This window comes from Actinomycetota bacterium, from assembly GCA_030650795.1.
Lineage (GTDB): Bacteria > Actinomycetota > Actinomycetes > S36-B12 > S36-B12 > UBA11398.
The window spans coordinates 412,085-427,083 of the sequence record JAUSDJ010000031.1 but is presented as its reverse complement, the minus strand read 5'-3'; the positions used below and the strand labels follow the sequence as shown (position 1 = coordinate 427,083).

The window sequence follows — 14,999 nt, the reverse complement described above, 5'->3', positions numbered from 1 at the left end:
ATTTATCGCAGCAACAGAGGGTTGAAAGAAATTCTTCGGATAGCGAACCTAGCCAAGCGGATGGACATCAACCTCGACAGCATCCGCGATGGGCGCAGTCTTGGCGGCTACTCGTTTGAAGTTCCAGAACATTGGCAATCCCAGCACGAGCAGTGCCATGGCCGCGAGTGGGAAGACTGCGCGAAAGCCGATATGTGCAGCAATGATCCCGCCCAGTGCCGGGCCCACCTGTCCAGATAGAGCTTGCACACTTTGATACAGGCCGAAGATAGAACTCAGCGCAGTAGCTGAAACCAAGGTAGGCAGAAGCGTGGCTGAACTGGTCTGCAGCACTCCCTGGAATAGCGACATCACCACCACCAGTAGAGCCAATGCGGCGACTGAATGCACGATGCCCATTGGGAAGAGGAACAGTGCGACGCCGATCGTGGCTCCCAGAAGGGCCAGTTGTATTCCGATGCGCTGAATGATGCGTCCGGCAGAGATGGCAGCGAATGCGCCCGCAGCGGCGATGCCGAAGAACATCAGCCCGATGATCACTGTGGTGTCACTTCCCGGGGGAAGCATCGTCACGACATACGGGGCCAGGATCGGTTGAATCATGGGTCCTGCAAAACTCAAACACAGTACGAGTCCGAGCGCGGCCCAGGTGATCGGAGCGCGCAGGACCGATCCGAATCCCTGCTTCTTGGCTGAATGTGCTGGGGCAAGGGCCCTCTTGGGCTCGCGAATCATGATCATCGCGACGATGGAGCCTGAGTACATCAGCACTCCAGCAACGATGAAGGTGGAGCGATAGCCGAGCGAAGCCACGAAACCAATCGCTATGACTGGACCGAGCGCCAGGCCAGCGAGACTCACGCCCTGCAGCCGTCCGATGGCCTTGGGAATGAGATTGCCGGGTGTGCCAGCGGCGATGAGTGCCATAGCAGCGGCAGCTGAGCCAGCCATGAGCCCGATGAACAATCGAATTGCAACGATCTGCCACGTACTGGTGGCCAGTCCCATCAAGAGCAGCCCGGTTGCGCCGCCCAAGCAGGCCCGAACAAGCATTGGCTTGCGTCCGTATCGGTCTCCAGCAATTCCCCATATCGGCCCGGAGATGAACGCACCCAAGCCCTGCGCTCCCACCGAGATTCCCGCCCACATAGCTGCCTGCTCTCCCGATGAGCCATCAATTTGCTGGATGTACAAGGGAAGGAAGGGATACGTGAATGAAAATGTCGATGTCAGAAGGAAGCTCACCAGCATTGCGGCAGCGTTATTGCGTTGCCAGCCCGGCGAGCCTTGGTCGTCCATGAGGTTCCGCATCCCTAAGTCGAGAGGAGGGTCTTGGGCAACGTAGCCGAACTCTCACGTCGACGCGGGGCATCCTTGATATCGCCTTATGAAGTCCTGCCGATCGAACGGGTCAACCAGTTTTTCGAGGAGAGGGCAGGGTCAGAATCAAGAGGCCTGCCACCGCCGAACCGATGGCGACGAGCATGAACGGAATCAAATAACCGCTGGAGAACTGGTGGGTAAGACCGATGTACAGGGGTGCGGCCGCGACACCAAGTGACGTGAACAGATTCGCCCGTGCAAACAGACGGGCATAGCGTTGCGCACCGAACAGATTGAGGATCCACAGCGGAATGAACACCTGGTTGTTGCCGACCGTCACACCCATGAGTACGGCGCCGATGATGAGTATGGGAAGGCTGTGAGCAAAAGCAATGATCGTGAGAGAGGAGACTTGGAAGACCGCCATTGAAAGACTGAGTATCTTCAGCGACACATGCGGAAGCACAAGTATGCCAAGGATTCTGCCTAAGACCGAGGTCGCAGCTATGAGTGAGACAGCAAGCGCGGTATTGGTGATGCCACGTTCAACACCCAGGGTGAGCATGTGAGTGATCGCCGCCACCTGCGACATGATCAGCAGAGCAAAGGCCAGGCACACTGTTGCAAATACGCGCGTTACTTGAGCTCCGGTGATCAGTGCGGGCATGACGACCGCATTGGCAGCTGCAGTTGTTCCTGTTGATGCCGCAGCCAACTCCTTGGCCTTGGAAGATTTGGCCACCGTGGCAACTGGGATGAGCACGACGAGCAGGACAGCTCCCATGGCAATGCCTGTTGCGGTGAGGCCCTGACCCTGAACAGCCGAGCTCACTATTGGTGCGAAGACGGCACCACCGACGCTGAGACCAGCGGCAGCGACGGCGAGTGGTCGTGCGAGTTTGTTGTCTCCGAATCGTTCGAGCACCATCGTCGAAGCGGGAATCATCGAAAAGCCAGCAGAGACAAGGCCATAGACCAGGTACAAGGCCCACAACTGCCAGGCGTGTTGAACTGATCCAAGCAGCGCCATACACCCGGCCGAAATGATCGCGCTCACTGTAATCACCTTGCGCAGCCCGAACCGCGGCAAGATTCTTGCCACGGGGATGCCACCGATGCCGTTGCTCAGCAAGAAGATCGTGGCGCCGGCCGATGCCGCAGTCAGAGAGATGTCGGTGTTGTCGATATACGCGCGACTGAATGCACCAAGGGAGTAGAAGCCAAATCCGGTATTGAGGGTGAGCATCACGAAGGCGGCAGCAACGATGCCCCACGCTCCGCGCGATCTAGCTCCCGATTCTTGTTCGTCTACCAGGCTCACGCCGTCATCTGCTTTGCATGGTCATCGATCTCGCTGAGCAGTTGAGTCTTGGTAGTCGAACTGGCGAAGGAAGCACGAGCTGATTCGCGAGCGAGTTCGGTGAGGTCTTGGGCGTTCAGACCAAAGATTTCGTGAGCGATGCGGTACTCCTTGTTTAAATCAGTGTCGAACATGCCTGGATCATCGGTATTCAAGGTGAGACGCACCCCTGCTTCCCGCAATTGCGGGAATGGGTGCTCGTGCAGACTCGCGACAGCTTTTGTGCAGACATTTGAAGTGGGGCACACCTCAAGCACGACATCACGGTCGACAAGTTCGACCATGAGTTGTGGGTCCTTGGCGGCCGCGATTCCGTGTCCGATGCGCACTGCATCCAGTGAATCGAGGCTTTCGCGAATGCTCTCTGGGCCGGTGGTTTCCCCTGCGTGCGGCACGCTCGCGAGTCCGATCGCTCTGGCTCGGCGGAAGACATCAGAAAAGGCCGAGCGGGGAACACCAATCTCGGGGCCGCCGAGACCGAAGCCAACGCTTGCCGCCGGCAAATGCTTTTCAGCCCATTCAATGGTGCGAAGCCCTGATTCGAGCCCGAGCTCACCGGGAATGTCGAAGATCCACGCGAGTTCAACGCCGAAGTGCTCGAGCACTTGCTGCCGTCCGTCGGTTAGAGCCTGCGCGAGCGCGTCAGGGGCGATTCCCACGAGTAAGTGGCTATCTGGAGTGACTGTCACTTCGGCGTATCGCACTTGCACTTGTTGAAGGTCACGTCCTAACCCGAACACAAGAGCCTGAACGTCATCAGCCGTACGTACCAATGCGTTGACTGCGATGTACACATCGATGAAGTGGGCGAAATCGGTGAAGGCGTAGAAATTGCGAAGTGCCTGTTCCGTCGTTGGAATTCCAGCCTCGGGGTGGCGCTGGGCGAGTTCAAGAACGGTCGCGACTGAGGCCGCGCCCTGTAGGTGAACGTGCAATTCAGCCTTCGGCAACCCAGAGATATACGAGGAGATCTCGAGGGGGGCACTCACTCTTGGGACCCTATCGGGGACATGAGGCATGATCGGATGTATGGCTGAGACTCGTCCTCGAATCGAATGGATGGACCTCGTCAAGGGCTCGGCGATCCTCGTGGTTGTGGGCTCACATGCCGTTATCTTGATGGAGCCGGTGACGCACGGTCAGTCCGCGCAGACGGCTTGGTCACTGATCCTCACCGTGCTCGAGCCCATGCGCATGGCGCTGTTCTTCATGATCTCCGGAATGCTCGCCACCGCCGCGATCACCAAGCCTTGGGGCAAAGTCCGCCGACGCACATGGGGGATGACGTATCTCTATGTGCTGTGGTGCTCGATCTTCTTCGCCGTTCTCTATATATATGCGCCGTTGCCATTCCTGGAGGAATTGCGCTGGGTGGTTCGCAATCTGCTTGTCGCCGGAAATGGCTACTGGTATCTCTATGCGCTGATCGTGTATTTCTTCCTGGCGCGAGTGACGCGGCGCTGGCCGATCTGGATTCTGCTGAGCATCGGAGTGGCGCTGAACTTGCTCAAGTCACCCCTGCTCGAGATCACTCGGGAGCACTTCAACAGTCTTGAGACTGGCTCGATGATGGTAAAGATTCTGATGAATCTGATGTTCTTCCTGATCGGCTTGCATTTCAAGGAACTGCTGACGCAGATCACCAGATTCGCAACGTGGCCACGCATTGCGACGCTGAGTGTGATCCTCACCATTGCCGGAGTCGTACGTTTCAAAGTCTCTTGGTTCTGGGAGCAGTCATTCCTGCCGGCATCGTTGCTGTTCATCTTGCTGGGGGTCATGCTGTCGTCCAAGCTCATCAACTTCGCCGGCCCACGCAACTTTGGATCCCGTATCGGCACACAGACACTGCCGATCTTCGTACTGCAATTTCCGTTCATGCTGATGCTGCAGCAGGTATTCAAGGACGATGACATTGCACTGTTCAATGGCTGGGTATTTGCGGTGGTATTCCCCATCGCGTTCACGGCGTTCGTTGTGGTCTTCGCCCTGTGGCTGCACCGCATTACGCTGAACAATCGCAGCCGCTACCTCTTTGAGATTCCTGACTGGGTCACTCGCGAGAAGAGCCGAGAGAGCACGACCGTGAACTCCTAGTACTAGTCAAGAGCCAGCAGCAGCTTGCCGAAGTTCTCTCCTGAGAACAGCATCGCAAATACCGACGGGAATTCCGCCAATCCACCGCTGACTCGGGTCTGGGGCGCTACCAGCTTTCCCTGCTTCACCCATTGCGCAAGCTGTACTCGAGCTCGCTGGTATTCAGATGAATAGTCGGAGACCACCACCCCTGACATTCGAGCTCTGCGCACGAGCAGGTTCATGTAGTTGCTGGGACCTGGGGGCCGTGTCGTGGCGTTGTACTGAGAGATCCCACCGCAGAGAACAACGTGGCCGTTCACGGCGATATTTCCCAGTGCGGCATTCAGCACTTCACCACCTACGTTGTCGAAGTACAGATCGATTCCTGTTGCACAGGCGGCAGCGAGATCAGCCGCGAAGTCACCCGATTTGTAGTCAACGGCAAGGTCGTAGCCGAGTTCAGCGGTGACTCGTGCGCACTTCTCGGAGCCTCCTGCGATGCCAATGGTGTGGCAGCCGGATAAAGCAGCAAGTTGTCCAACGATGGAGCCAACCGCGCCAGCGGCTGCCGAGACAACGACAGTGTCCCCAGCTCGTGGATTGGCATGAACAATCAGCCCAAAGTAGGCAGTGAGTCCTGACAGACCAAGAAGACCGAGATACATCGAAGCCGAGCCGAGTGCAGGATCGACCACGGTCACTCCTGTGCCATCGGACACCGCATAGGTCTGCGCATTGAACATGCCGACCACTTGCGTATTCACCGGAAATGTGGAATTGCGCGACTCGACCACAGTTCCTGCGCCCGTCGCGCGCATAGCGCTGCCGAGTTCGACGGCTGCGGCCGCGGCGGGGCTTTCGTTCATCCAACCCCGCATGGCCGGATCCATCGAGAACTCTTCGAGCTGCACCAAGAATTCCCCGTCACCAACTTCGGGCATGCTTGTCTCGCGAACTTCCCAACATGAGGAGTCCGGAAATCCGACCGGGCGCTTCATCAGCGCCAGGATCTGGTTCGTGTTCAGCCCAATACCTCGGGCAGATCCGCCGCGATCGTTTCTGGCGTTACATACGACTCGTAGCGGCGAATGACATGGCCATCGCGGCCAACCAAGAACTTAGTGAAATTCCACTTGACCTCATCGGTGCCGAAGGTCTGCGGGTTGCGCTCTTTCAGTGCATCCCACAGGCGTGGAATGACCGGCTGGAAATCGCCTGGATCTTCAGCTCGCAAGTAGACGAACAGCGGATCGGCATCCTCGCCATTGACATCGATCTTGCTCATGACGGGGAAAGCGACCTTGTAGGTCAATGAGCAGAACTCTTGAATCTCTTCGTCAGTCCCTGGCTCCTGCCCTCCAAATTGATTGCAAGGAAAACCAATGATTTCAAATCCCTTGCCCTTGTTCTCCTCGTAGTGAGCTTCCAGCGCTTCGTACTGAGGGGTGAGCCCGCACTTGCTGGCCACGTTCACAATCAGCACGGCCTTGCCGGAGTAATCGCTGAGGGCAATGTCGTTGCCATCGGCAGCCTTCACGGTGAAATCGAAGGTGTTTGTCACAGATTCCCCATTCGAGTGATCAGTCGCGAGATGCCTATGACGGTAGTCCACGACCGCATCTCGTACTTCGCTGTAGAGCAGAACTATATATGGCGGGCGTCAATTAAATTGTGCGAAACCTAAATCTTCTCTCAGCCACCGGACCCAGGGAGTGACGCTTTGCCAGCCGTTGACAATCCGATCCAAGGATTCGCGAGTGGCCAGCCAGCGACCTGGTGCGTGATGTCGACTAAGCGACAGGCTCCGCAAGCGCAGGAGATCAATGTTGGGGTGATCCTTGGAGTAGCCCCGAGGCGCGGTCTTCAGGCTGGATTCATCGGCAAGAGTGAATCCCTGGGTTGCGGCATCAGCGAGCAGGCCGCGAACCATGGAAGCCCCCTTTTCGGTCGCCACGATCGACCGAAAATGAGCGATCTGGGTTCGATCGAGTTGGTGGCTGCCGCCGTTGACGAGCATGCCGTCAGCATCGATCCGCAGATAGAAGATCGCCAATTCTCCGGCATTGGCAACGAGCGAAGCGTGTTCGTTCAGCGGAGGCAGTTCGGGCCAGAATCGGGTGTTCCGATACGGACGGAAGACCTTGATCGGTGCGTACTTGGTTTCCAACTCGCTGGCCAGCGCCTTCAGTGGCAGTGCCACTTGGGAGTCATAAGTGGCGCGATTCGCCTGAAACCACTCACGATTGTTGTTCTTCTCAAGCGCGAGATAGAAATCAATCAAGCCTGGTCCGAATCCTTGGAAATCAGGCACTTTCAGGATCCTGGCCAGCTTCCTCAATGCTGGCCAGCATTCGATCAACGGCGTCTGCTGACCACTGCTCGTCTTCGACAGATGCATCGTGCACATTTACGGTGCGAATCTGACCTTGCGGAAACCACAGTTCAACCTTGCGGCCACCTCGCGAGAATTGAACGAGTCCCTTCCATGTGTTCTGATCTCGATCCTCGCGCCAGGAGACGAGTTGCCCTGCGTAGACCTCGCCTTGAAACTGCACGAGTACTGGACCAGGTTCCACGGACACATGTAACCACTGAGTGCTCATTCAATTAGGGATCTCAGATCAAGGCTTTGAGTTGGATGTGCATGCGTTGTCACCGAACACCGTCGATCTGGTCTATTGGCGCGCATTGCCCACTCTTGCAGTCGCTCGTTCTACGGTACGTAGGTGGCGAACACATCCGATGGCTCTGATTCGGCGGTGACCATCGCGGAAGCCGTGCCGGGCAAGGGTTTGGCGGCCGGTTCGATCGGGCTCGCTGGTGCGACTGCAATGGGCTTGGCCTCCACGGCGCCGGTGTTCTCGCTGGCCGCCACCATCGGATTCGTTGCTGCAATTGCCGGGGTGAAGGCACCAGCCTGCATGTTGGTGGCATTCATCCCAATGCTGTTCACGGCGTACGCGTATCGCGAGCTCAATGCGGCGGTGCCCGACTGTGGCACGACCTTTACCTGGGCGACAAAGGCCTTCGGCCCGTATGCCGGCTGGATGGGCGGCTGGGCGGTGGCCGTTACCGGCATTGTCTTTCTTGGAAATGCTGCGGAAGTCACCGGCCAATACCTCTTTCAGATTCTGGGCATGGGCGGCTTGGTAGGCAACCGATTCGCCGTTGCCTGTGTTGGCGTGGTCTTCATTTTGGTGATGTCCTACATCGCCTATCGAGGCATCAATATTGCCGCTTGGACTCAGATGGTCCTGGTGGCACTGCAGTACATCGCCATGGCGATGCTCGCAGTCGCTGCATGCGGGGCTGTTTATGTCACTCACAGCAACCCCGCGTCACTCAAGCCAGAACTTGCTTGGTTCAGCCCCTTCGGAATGCAACTGGGAGATTTTGTCCAGGCCAGTCTGCTGTGTCTGTTCATCTACTGGGGCTGGGATGCGATCTTGGCCATCAACGAGGAGACGAAAGACCCGAAGAAGACTCCGGGCCGGGCTGCACTCATCGCGACTGTGATTCTGTTGGTGGGCTACTTGTCGGTGACTACTGCGGTGGTGGCTTACGCGGGCCTGGGAGACACGGGGACAGGTCTGAACAATCCGGCCATTCAAAATGACGTGTTTCACGCCATTGCCCTGCCGTTGATTGGCCCCTGGGGAACGCAGTTCATCCTGATCGTGACCTTGCTCTCGGCAGCAGCGTCAGCTCAAACCACGATCCTGCCCACGGCTCGAGGAACTCTTTCGATGGCTACCTACAAGGCGCTGCCTCACCAGTTCGCCCGTGTGCATCCCAAGTACATGACGCCTGGCTTCTCGACATTCGTCACGTGTGCGATCGGGCTGTCGTACTACGTCGTGATGTCGATCATCTCTGACTCTGTCCTGCAGGACACCATCCTGTCGATCTCACTCGCCATTGCCTTCTACTACGCCCTCACTGGATTCTCATGTGTCTGGTATTTCCGCCATGAGGTCTTCACGAGTTGGCAGGCATTCTTGGTGAAGTTCTTGCTGCCCCTGCTCGGCGGATTGATGCTGGCCTTTGCTTTCGTTGCCAGTTCGATTCAGATGTTCAGCCCCGACTACACCGGGACTGATATCTGGGGCATCGGGAGTGTGTTCATCATCGGCTTGGGATCACTCGCGGTGGGCATTGTGGTGATGCTGTTGTGGCAATTGCACCAGCCAGAGTTCTTCCGCGGCGAAACCTTGCGCCAGGACACTCCAGTACTCGCGCCTGACGCATAAGCCAATGTCGGTGGTTCACGACGGTGATGGCGAAGCCCTTCGCGTCTCCAAGTTGTGTCTGCAGCATCGCAGCGGCACTTCCTGAGAACGATCTAGCCGAAGGTGAACGCGTAAGCGGTGACGCCGGGAGAGAACTTCAATGTCAGGAGCGCTTCTTGAGCCGAGCCCTCGCTGAGCGTGTACAGCGTTGGAGCGACATCTTCGAGCGCTATCCGAATGTGAAGGTCGTCTCTGCGGAGAGCGGGATCGGTTGGGTCCCATTCATGCTGGAAGCCTGCGAGTACCAACTCGATGAGATGGTCACGACCAAGGAGGAGCGAGGCTTACAAAAGCATCGACCTACGGAGTACTTCCGCAGCAACGTCTATGTCATGAGCTGGTTCGAGCGATCAGCAATGAAGATTCTTGATGACGTGGGCGTGGACAACGTCATGATTGAGACGGACATCCCGCATCCGACCTGTCTCTTCCCAAACTCTCATGACCATTTCGCAGATGTCATACGCGATCTGAGCCCTGAGGTTCGGCGGAAGATCGTGCAGGACAACGCTGCTGGCGTATACAAGGTCAAGCTGTCGCAGTGAAAATCGTGAAAGGGCGGGAGCGAGAGCTCCCGCCCTGCCACACTCAATATCGGATCGCAGATGCATGAAGGAAGGACGGATCATGGCCACCATGCCGCGGGTCGCAATTGTTGGAGTCGGGTACTCAACCATTGGACGCAATACCGGTTTGAGTCTGGACGCACTCACTGCTCAAGCAAGTGTTGCGGCCATGGAGGATGCGGGGCTGAAGCCAACCGACATCGATGGCGTCGTGACGCACAGCTTCCCTGCCCAGTTCGTGTCGTCTACGCACACGGCTGCCAACCTTGGAATTCCTGATCTGGCCTTCTATTCAGGCAACTGCGACGGTGCGGCATACAGCGTCGCGGCCATGCATGCGATAGCTGCAATCGCCTCTGGTTCTGCAGAGACGGTACTCACGATTCGCACCGTCCATCGTCGGGGTGCGGCAGGACCGACTCTGGACATGGTCGATGGCAGCGCCAAGATTGATGGTCCAGGTCAACTCGCAACGCCATACGGCGTTGGTGGACCCTCGTGGGCTGCCTTCTACATGCAGCGACACATGGCCAAGTACGGCAGTACCGAAGAGGACTTCGGCGCCATGGCCATCGCGCAGCGTAAATTCGCGACGAACAACCCGGCGGAGGCATTCCACACCGACCCGTTGACCATGGATGACTACATGAACTCGCGCTACATCTTCGCGCCGCTGCATATGCTCGACTGTGACTACCCGGTCGACTCATCCAGCGCTCTCATCTTCACCACCGAAGAGCGCGCAAGGGATCTCAAGCAGAAGCCGGTGTTCTTCGACTCCTGGGCCAACGGCACCACAAAGGAGTCCGACTTCAGTCTCGTTGAGGAGATGACAAAGTCCTCGCCGTGGATGGCGTCCCAGCGGATGTGGAGCCGCACTGACCTCAAGCCGAAGGATGTTCAGACGGCAGGCTTATATGACGGCTTCACGTTCATTGCCATGCAATGGATGGAAGCTCTCGGCTTTTGCGACGAAGGTCAAAGCGGCGCCTTCATTCGATCAGGTGCAACAGGCGTTGACGGCTCGCTGCCCACCAACACCGATGGTGGCGCGTGCAATGTCGGCCGGCGTCACGGAGCCAACTTCTTCATTGAGGTCACGCGTCAATTGCGCGGCACCGCGGGCGATCGAGCGCTGCCGAACAATCCGAAGGTCGGCGTGGTGAGCAACGCAGTTGGCGGCTTCGCTGCCTGTGCGCTACTGACAGCTGAGTAACTGACCGACGCTACGCAGCCTGGGGATATATCCGACGCGAGTCGACGGGTCGACGCCATTTGGTTGATCGCCGCCAGTACAGATAGGTGACCAGTCCGATGGGGATCGGCACCAAGAAGGTCGCCAGCCGGTAGAGGACGACTGCGGCCAGAATCGCGGTTTGTTCAGATTCGGGCAGCCGGTAGCCGAGAACAGCGACGAGCACTATTTCAGCGACTCCAAGCCCACCCGGAGTCGGAATGAGGAGTGAGGCGAGGATCACGCAGCCATATGCCAGGACGATCGTCCACCAGGAGATGGTGTCGATGCCGAGCCCCTGCACCCGGCAGGCAACCCCTAGTACCAAGCAGGCAGTCAACTGCGAAGCGATCGTCGCAAATGTCAGGCGCATCCAGCAAGTACGCAGACTCTGGATCATTTGTGAGCGGAATCTCGGGAGTTCAGTGGTCATGTCCGGTGGCTTCATCCTTTTGATGATTTTGCGCGCGAAGCGCAGAACGGCGTTCGTCCATCCACCGAGCCTGCGAGAAAATCCCTCGCTCCGAAGAATCAGGCCGAGGATGATCGCTGCGAGCACCACAAGTCCAAGGAGAAGCAGCGCCCACCAGACAAGGTTCTCTGGCGCTGGTCCATAGATCGAGACCGCTGCGAGCGAGACGGCGAGCAGGGTGAACTTCGTCATCTGCGACCAGACACCGGTAACGATTACTTCGGATGTGATGTCGTCGAGTGCGAAGCCCCATGAGCGCAACATCGCGAAGTTGAGGCCCGTGGCGATCGCTCCGCCTTCGGGCACCGTGTTGGATAGTGCAGCGGACGCAGTGTTCGTCACGGCGGCTTCGCGTAAACGCAGACCGCGGAGGACCACAATGAACGGTGGCCAGTTGGTGAAGAGATTGAAGACGCCCAAGAGACTGATGACGACGACCTGCGGCCAGGTGATCAGGGCGAGCGCGTCGCCAGTGTTCTCGGCACCTTCCATCTTGCTGAACAAGAACAGCAAGGCGATGATGACGACGCCGTAGGAGAGAAGGCCCGAAAGAATGCGGCGAATGACGCCTTTCGGCCGATCCTTGGGTAGACCGGCGTCACCAATGTCGTCGTCATCGACCGGCTCTGGCACAGGAGAACTATCCGGAGTCGTCACGATCGGAATTCGACCACAGATGTGGATGTGGCATCTAGTCGCCCCGCCGCGGTGATTGCGTGCTACTGCTTGTCAGTTGTAAGAGCAGCACAAGATGGACTTGCTTCAAACGCTTTGCCGATTGCTGCTGAGCGATCCTTGATGGCAGCGTCGATCGCCTTGATGTTGTCGATTGCGGCTTGGCCTGCCTCAGCAGCCGAGCTGCCCACGCTCAAGAGCGCGGATGCAAGGTCGATGCCGGATGCATCCTTCAAGCCGGCGATACTGGTGCCCAACGCAGCGACGGCAGAATTCAAGTCGTCACTCGACTGCTGGATTGCGGTCGCATTGGCGCCCGAAGTATCGGTGTCAGGAATTGTGCCGACAGTTGTCGCCAGTTCCTGCCCGGCTTGTTGGATCAGAATGAACTGCTGTGCGATAGACGTCTGAAGATCCGTGCCGCCCGATGTCACAGCCGTTCCGATGTCGGTAATTGAACTCTGCAAAGTCGAGGTGTCAGTGCACACCTGATCCGCCCATGCGATCAACGCCGCACTTGGTTCGGAGCCGCTAGTAGCTGAAGAACTCGCTGTTGGCTCTGTGCTGGTGGAACTGCAGGCAGCCAGTAATCCGGCAGCCGCAATGACAACGAGCATCCTTTTCATCGCGCGCTCCAATTCCTGAAACTGGTGGGTCGAACCTACCAATGTCAGGAAGGAATATGTGATGTGAATACAGAGACATTTGCAATCCTGAAAGTCCTGTTGGGCACGTCATCAGCGAACTTTGCAGTCGACGTGCCCAACTTCAATGGACTAGCTGTTGATTCGTTAGCGACTCAGATCAGAGGGCGCGGGAGAAGATTGCGTCGATCTCTGCGAGCTCGCTTGCGCCGATGGCCATGGCACGTCGGCGGTCCCACTCCTTGCGAATGTCGCCATTCTCAGTGGAAGAGTCCTTGCGATGGAACATTGATGTGATCTTCATGGAGTTGTGCTCCTTTACTTGTGTACGCCGTTGCTTGGCTTGTGGCCTGCAACCGCGTACGGCCTTGTTTGGTGTCCCAATTGTCTCATTAGAAAAGTGCACTCTTCGCAATCAGGACGTGTCCTACGTCACGGTCGTGTTTCGACTATGAAGAGATAGAAAACATTGGCGTACAACAAGTTTTCGTACTCGGCTATTCCACGAGGGGAACAACGTTCTGTTATTGCAGAAGCCCATTTGAAATGTTTACAAAGAATCGCGTGATTGTTGCTTTGCAGCACGAGTAGTTTCCAGCTGCGAAAGACGTGCAGTAACTGAGGAATGCACGTTTCTGAATGCAAACGATGGGAGCAACCGTGTCGCGTGACGCAAGTTTGTCAACAACGCAATATGTCGAACTTCGAGGCAATCGCTTCGCATATACGCAGCGCGGGAGCGGTCCTGTTGTCATCAGTGCACATGGCCTCACTTCGAGCCGTGCGAACAATCGAATAATGGGCCTGAGTGACTTTTCTGAAGTTCTGGATGCTGGCAGGCAGTTGATCTCGTATGACGCACGAGGGCACGGTGAGTCCTCGGGAACGCGAAACGCCGAGGACTACTCGTGGGCTGACTTGGCCAAGGACATGCTCGCGCTGGCAGATCACTTCTCACCTGATGCGCCCGTTGTTGGCATTGGCTCGTCGATGGGCACCGGCATCTTGTTGCACGCGGCATCTCAGCGGCCAGATCGATTTGCCGCGTTGATTCTCACCGCTCCGCCGACAGCGTGGGAGACCCGAGCTGATCAGGCTGGCATCTATCGCCAAATGGCGGATCTTTTTGAAAGTAGCGAGCCAGATGCAGTCGCGGCGCTATTCGCCCAAGCACCTGTATCAGTGCCGCCTGTCTTTGCCAACGTCCCCGGCTATCCGGCTGCTCCGGACATCAGTTTCGAATTGTTGCCGACTGTGTTCCGCGGAGCCGGGCTCAGTGACCTGCCGCCGCTGGCATTGCTCTCCACCCTTACCCAGGCCACATTGATCCTGCCCTGGGCGGGCGACCCTGGACATCCTGTGGTCACGGCCCAAGAACTGATGTCGGCCATGCCGAATGCCCAGTTGCATGTGACCGACACTCACGAGGATCTGTTGACCTGGGGGCAGCGGTCAGCGGCTTTCCTTGGGAGCCATGACCTCTAAGGCAGTTGATCGGACAGTATGCGGTGGTTATTGCTTGCTTGCCATTGAACCCGGTGGACTACTGATGAGCAGTGCACGGATCTCCTCTTGTTGTTCGGTGAGGCGATCGAGGCGAGCGAGGAGTTCGGCATGAGCCTGGGGCGCTGCGGGGGTGGCTGCTGATTCGCCTTCGGCCACTTCAGGTGGATTGGACTCATTGGGACGTTTCACAAACCACGAAGCGACGGTGGCGCTGATGGTTCCGATCAATCCGATGCCCACCATCATCACGACTATCGCGATGAGTCGGCCGGTCGGGGTCACCGGCGTGTAGTCGCCATAGCCGACGGTTGTCGTAGTGACTACCGCCCACCAGAGCGCCGTGCGAAAACTGGTGATAGTCGCGTCCGCGGCGTCCTTCTCCACCTGCCATTCGAGAAATGAACTGACGAAGACAACAACAATGACCAGACTGCCGATGGAGCCGGCAATCTTCTCGGTGCTGACGGAGGCAAGACTTTTTCGCAGTAGCAAGAACACGCGAAGAATTCGCAGCATCGGCAGCAACACCATGAGCAGATCGAGCTTGTGGGTGGCAACGAATGCGCTCTTTGGCTTTGAACAACTCAATCGCACGAAATAGTCGACCGCGAATCCAGCCCAGACAAGCCAGGCGATGAGATCAAACGCGAGTGTTATCCCGCTCGATGCATCTGGCAGCGACCAGATCAAGAGAAGATCGATCAGGAAGACCACTGCTAGTGCATCAAGCAGTCGAGCCGTCACGCTGACCCAATGTTGGCCCTTGGGCGTGAGTGTTGGAGTCCTCTTGGCCATGGCTCATCTTGTTGCGAATTGATGCCTGCTTGTGTGAGCCACGCTGGCGGTGCGCA

General features: G+C 57.5%; 16 protein-coding genes. 5 read left to right on the top strand and 11 right to left on the bottom strand.

Features of this window, described 5'->3' with window-relative positions; genetic code table 11:
* Nucleotides 1–48: 48 nt before the first annotated feature.
* The 3 genes from Q7L55_11555 to add form a co-directional block, all read right to left on the bottom strand.
* The gene (locus Q7L55_11555) at nt 49–1,299 is read right to left on the bottom strand and encodes an MFS transporter (protein ID MDO8733182.1); all 1,251 of its coding nucleotides are present in this window, start codon (nt 1,297–1,299) and stop codon (nt 49–51) included.
* 112 nt (nt 1,300–1,411) lie between these two features.
* Nucleotides 1,412–2,644 carry an MFS transporter gene (locus tag Q7L55_11550; GenBank protein MDO8733181.1) on the bottom strand — a complete coding sequence of 411 codons (1,233 nt, stop codon included), beginning with the start codon at nt 2,642–2,644 and terminating at the stop codon, nt 1,412–1,414.
* Nucleotides 2,641–3,672: an adenosine deaminase gene (gene add, locus Q7L55_11545; GenBank protein ID MDO8733180.1), complete on the bottom strand. Its 1,032-nt coding sequence runs from the start codon at nt 3,670–3,672 to the stop codon at nt 2,641–2,643. Before add ends, Q7L55_11550 begins: the two co-directional genes overlap by 4 nt.
* Before the next feature lie 40 nt (nt 3,673–3,712).
* Between add and Q7L55_11540 the strand changes: the two genes are divergently transcribed.
* Nucleotides 3,713–4,780, top strand: a complete 1,068-nt coding sequence (locus tag Q7L55_11540) for an acyltransferase family protein (GenBank protein ID MDO8733179.1) — start codon at nt 3,713–3,715, stop codon at nt 4,778–4,780.
* A gap of 2 nt (nt 4,781–4,782) precedes the next feature.
* Here Q7L55_11540 and Q7L55_11535 read toward each other — a convergent pair whose 3' ends face one another.
* From Q7L55_11535 to Q7L55_11520, 4 genes are all read right to left on the bottom strand, one after another.
* Nucleotides 4,783–5,760: an NADP-dependent oxidoreductase gene (locus tag Q7L55_11535; GenBank protein MDO8733178.1), complete on the bottom strand. Its 978-nt coding sequence runs from the start codon at nt 5,758–5,760 to the stop codon at nt 4,783–4,785.
* A gap of 23 nt (nt 5,761–5,783) precedes the next feature.
* Nucleotides 5,784–6,323, bottom strand: coding sequence for a glutathione peroxidase (locus Q7L55_11530; GenBank protein MDO8733177.1), 540 nt, complete (start codon nt 6,321–6,323; stop codon nt 5,784–5,786).
* Nucleotides 6,324–6,422: 99 nt separating this feature from the next.
* Nucleotides 6,423–7,073: a DUF2461 family protein gene (locus Q7L55_11525; GenBank protein ID MDO8733176.1), complete on the bottom strand. Its 651-nt coding sequence runs from the start codon at nt 7,071–7,073 to the stop codon at nt 6,423–6,425.
* Complete coding sequence (locus Q7L55_11520; protein MDO8733175.1) at nt 7,066–7,365, bottom strand: hypothetical protein; 300 nt, start codon at nt 7,363–7,365, stop codon at nt 7,066–7,068. The genes Q7L55_11525 and Q7L55_11520 overlap by 8 nt, the downstream gene beginning before the upstream one ends.
* A 228-nt stretch (nt 7,366–7,593) precedes the next feature.
* On the opposite strand from Q7L55_11520, the gene Q7L55_11515 reads away from it, so the two are divergent.
* The 3 genes from Q7L55_11515 (at nt 7,594) to Q7L55_11505 (ending at nt 10,833) form a co-directional block, all read left to right on the top strand.
* Nucleotides 7,594–9,012, top strand: a complete 1,419-nt coding sequence (locus Q7L55_11515; GenBank protein MDO8733174.1) for an APC family permease — start codon at nt 7,594–7,596, stop codon at nt 9,010–9,012.
* 155 nt (nt 9,013–9,167) lie between these two features.
* The gene (locus tag Q7L55_11510) at nt 9,168–9,596 is read left to right on the top strand and encodes an amidohydrolase family protein (protein MDO8733173.1); all 429 of its coding nucleotides are present in this window, start codon (nt 9,168–9,170) and stop codon (nt 9,594–9,596) included.
* A gap of 82 nt (nt 9,597–9,678) precedes the next feature.
* Nucleotides 9,679–10,833: a thiolase family protein gene (locus Q7L55_11505; GenBank protein MDO8733172.1), complete on the top strand. Its 1,155-nt coding sequence runs from the start codon at nt 9,679–9,681 to the stop codon at nt 10,831–10,833.
* Between the two features lie 10 nt (nt 10,834–10,843).
* On the opposite strand, the gene Q7L55_11500 is transcribed toward Q7L55_11505, so the two are convergent.
* From Q7L55_11500 to Q7L55_11490, 3 genes are all read right to left on the bottom strand, one after another.
* Nucleotides 10,844–11,980, bottom strand: a complete 1,137-nt coding sequence (locus Q7L55_11500) for a YbhN family protein (GenBank protein ID MDO8733171.1) — start codon at nt 11,978–11,980, stop codon at nt 10,844–10,846.
* Between the two features lie 62 nt (nt 11,981–12,042).
* Nucleotides 12,043–12,624, bottom strand: a complete 582-nt coding sequence (locus Q7L55_11495) for a hypothetical protein (GenBank protein MDO8733170.1) — start codon at nt 12,622–12,624, stop codon at nt 12,043–12,045.
* 178 nt (nt 12,625–12,802) lie between these two features.
* The gene (locus tag Q7L55_11490) at nt 12,803–12,946 is read right to left on the bottom strand and encodes a hypothetical protein (GenBank protein MDO8733169.1); all 144 of its coding nucleotides are present in this window, start codon (nt 12,944–12,946) and stop codon (nt 12,803–12,805) included.
* 356 nt (nt 12,947–13,302) lie between these two features.
* On the opposite strand from Q7L55_11490, the gene Q7L55_11485 reads away from it, so the two are divergent.
* Entirely contained in the window at nt 13,303–14,127 is an 825-nt protein-coding gene (locus tag Q7L55_11485) for an alpha/beta hydrolase (protein ID MDO8733168.1), read from the top strand.
* A 27-nt stretch (nt 14,128–14,154) separates the two neighbouring features.
* Here the strand turns inward: Q7L55_11485 and Q7L55_11480 are convergent, their stop codons facing one another.
* The gene (locus Q7L55_11480; GenBank protein MDO8733167.1) at nt 14,155–14,943 is read right to left on the bottom strand and encodes an ion channel; all 789 of its coding nucleotides are present in this window, start codon (nt 14,941–14,943) and stop codon (nt 14,155–14,157) included.
* Nucleotides 14,944–14,999: the final 56 nt, after the last annotated feature.

Bases quoted from the DNA above. Each gene is read 5' to 3' on its own strand.
- Q7L55_11490 (MDO8733169.1), bottom strand. From the start codon at position 12,946: ATGAAGATCACATCAATGTTCCATCGCAAGGACTCTTCCACTGAGAAT.
- Q7L55_11480 (MDO8733167.1), bottom strand. From the start codon at position 14,943: ATGGCCAAGAGGACTCCAACACTCACGCCCAAGGGCCAACATTGGGTC.
- Q7L55_11555 (MDO8733182.1), bottom strand. From the start codon at position 1,299: ATGGACGACCAAGGCTCGCCGGGCTGGCAACGCAATAACGCTGCCGCA.
- Q7L55_11535 (MDO8733178.1), bottom strand. From the start codon at position 5,760: ATGAAGCGCCCGGTCGGATTTCCGGACTCCTCATGTTGGGAAGTTCGC.
- Q7L55_11515 (MDO8733174.1), top strand. From the start codon at position 7,594: ATGGGCTTGGCCTCCACGGCGCCGGTGTTCTCGCTGGCCGCCACCATC.
- Q7L55_11495 (MDO8733170.1), bottom strand. From the start codon at position 12,624: ATGAAAAGGATGCTCGTTGTCATTGCGGCTGCCGGATTACTGGCTGCC.
- Q7L55_11540 (MDO8733179.1), top strand. From the start codon at position 3,713: ATGGCTGAGACTCGTCCTCGAATCGAATGGATGGACCTCGTCAAGGGC.
- Q7L55_11505 (MDO8733172.1), top strand. From the start codon at position 9,679: ATGGCCACCATGCCGCGGGTCGCAATTGTTGGAGTCGGGTACTCAACC.
- Q7L55_11520 (MDO8733175.1), bottom strand. From the start codon at position 7,365: ATGAGCACTCAGTGGTTACATGTGTCCGTGGAACCTGGTCCAGTACTC.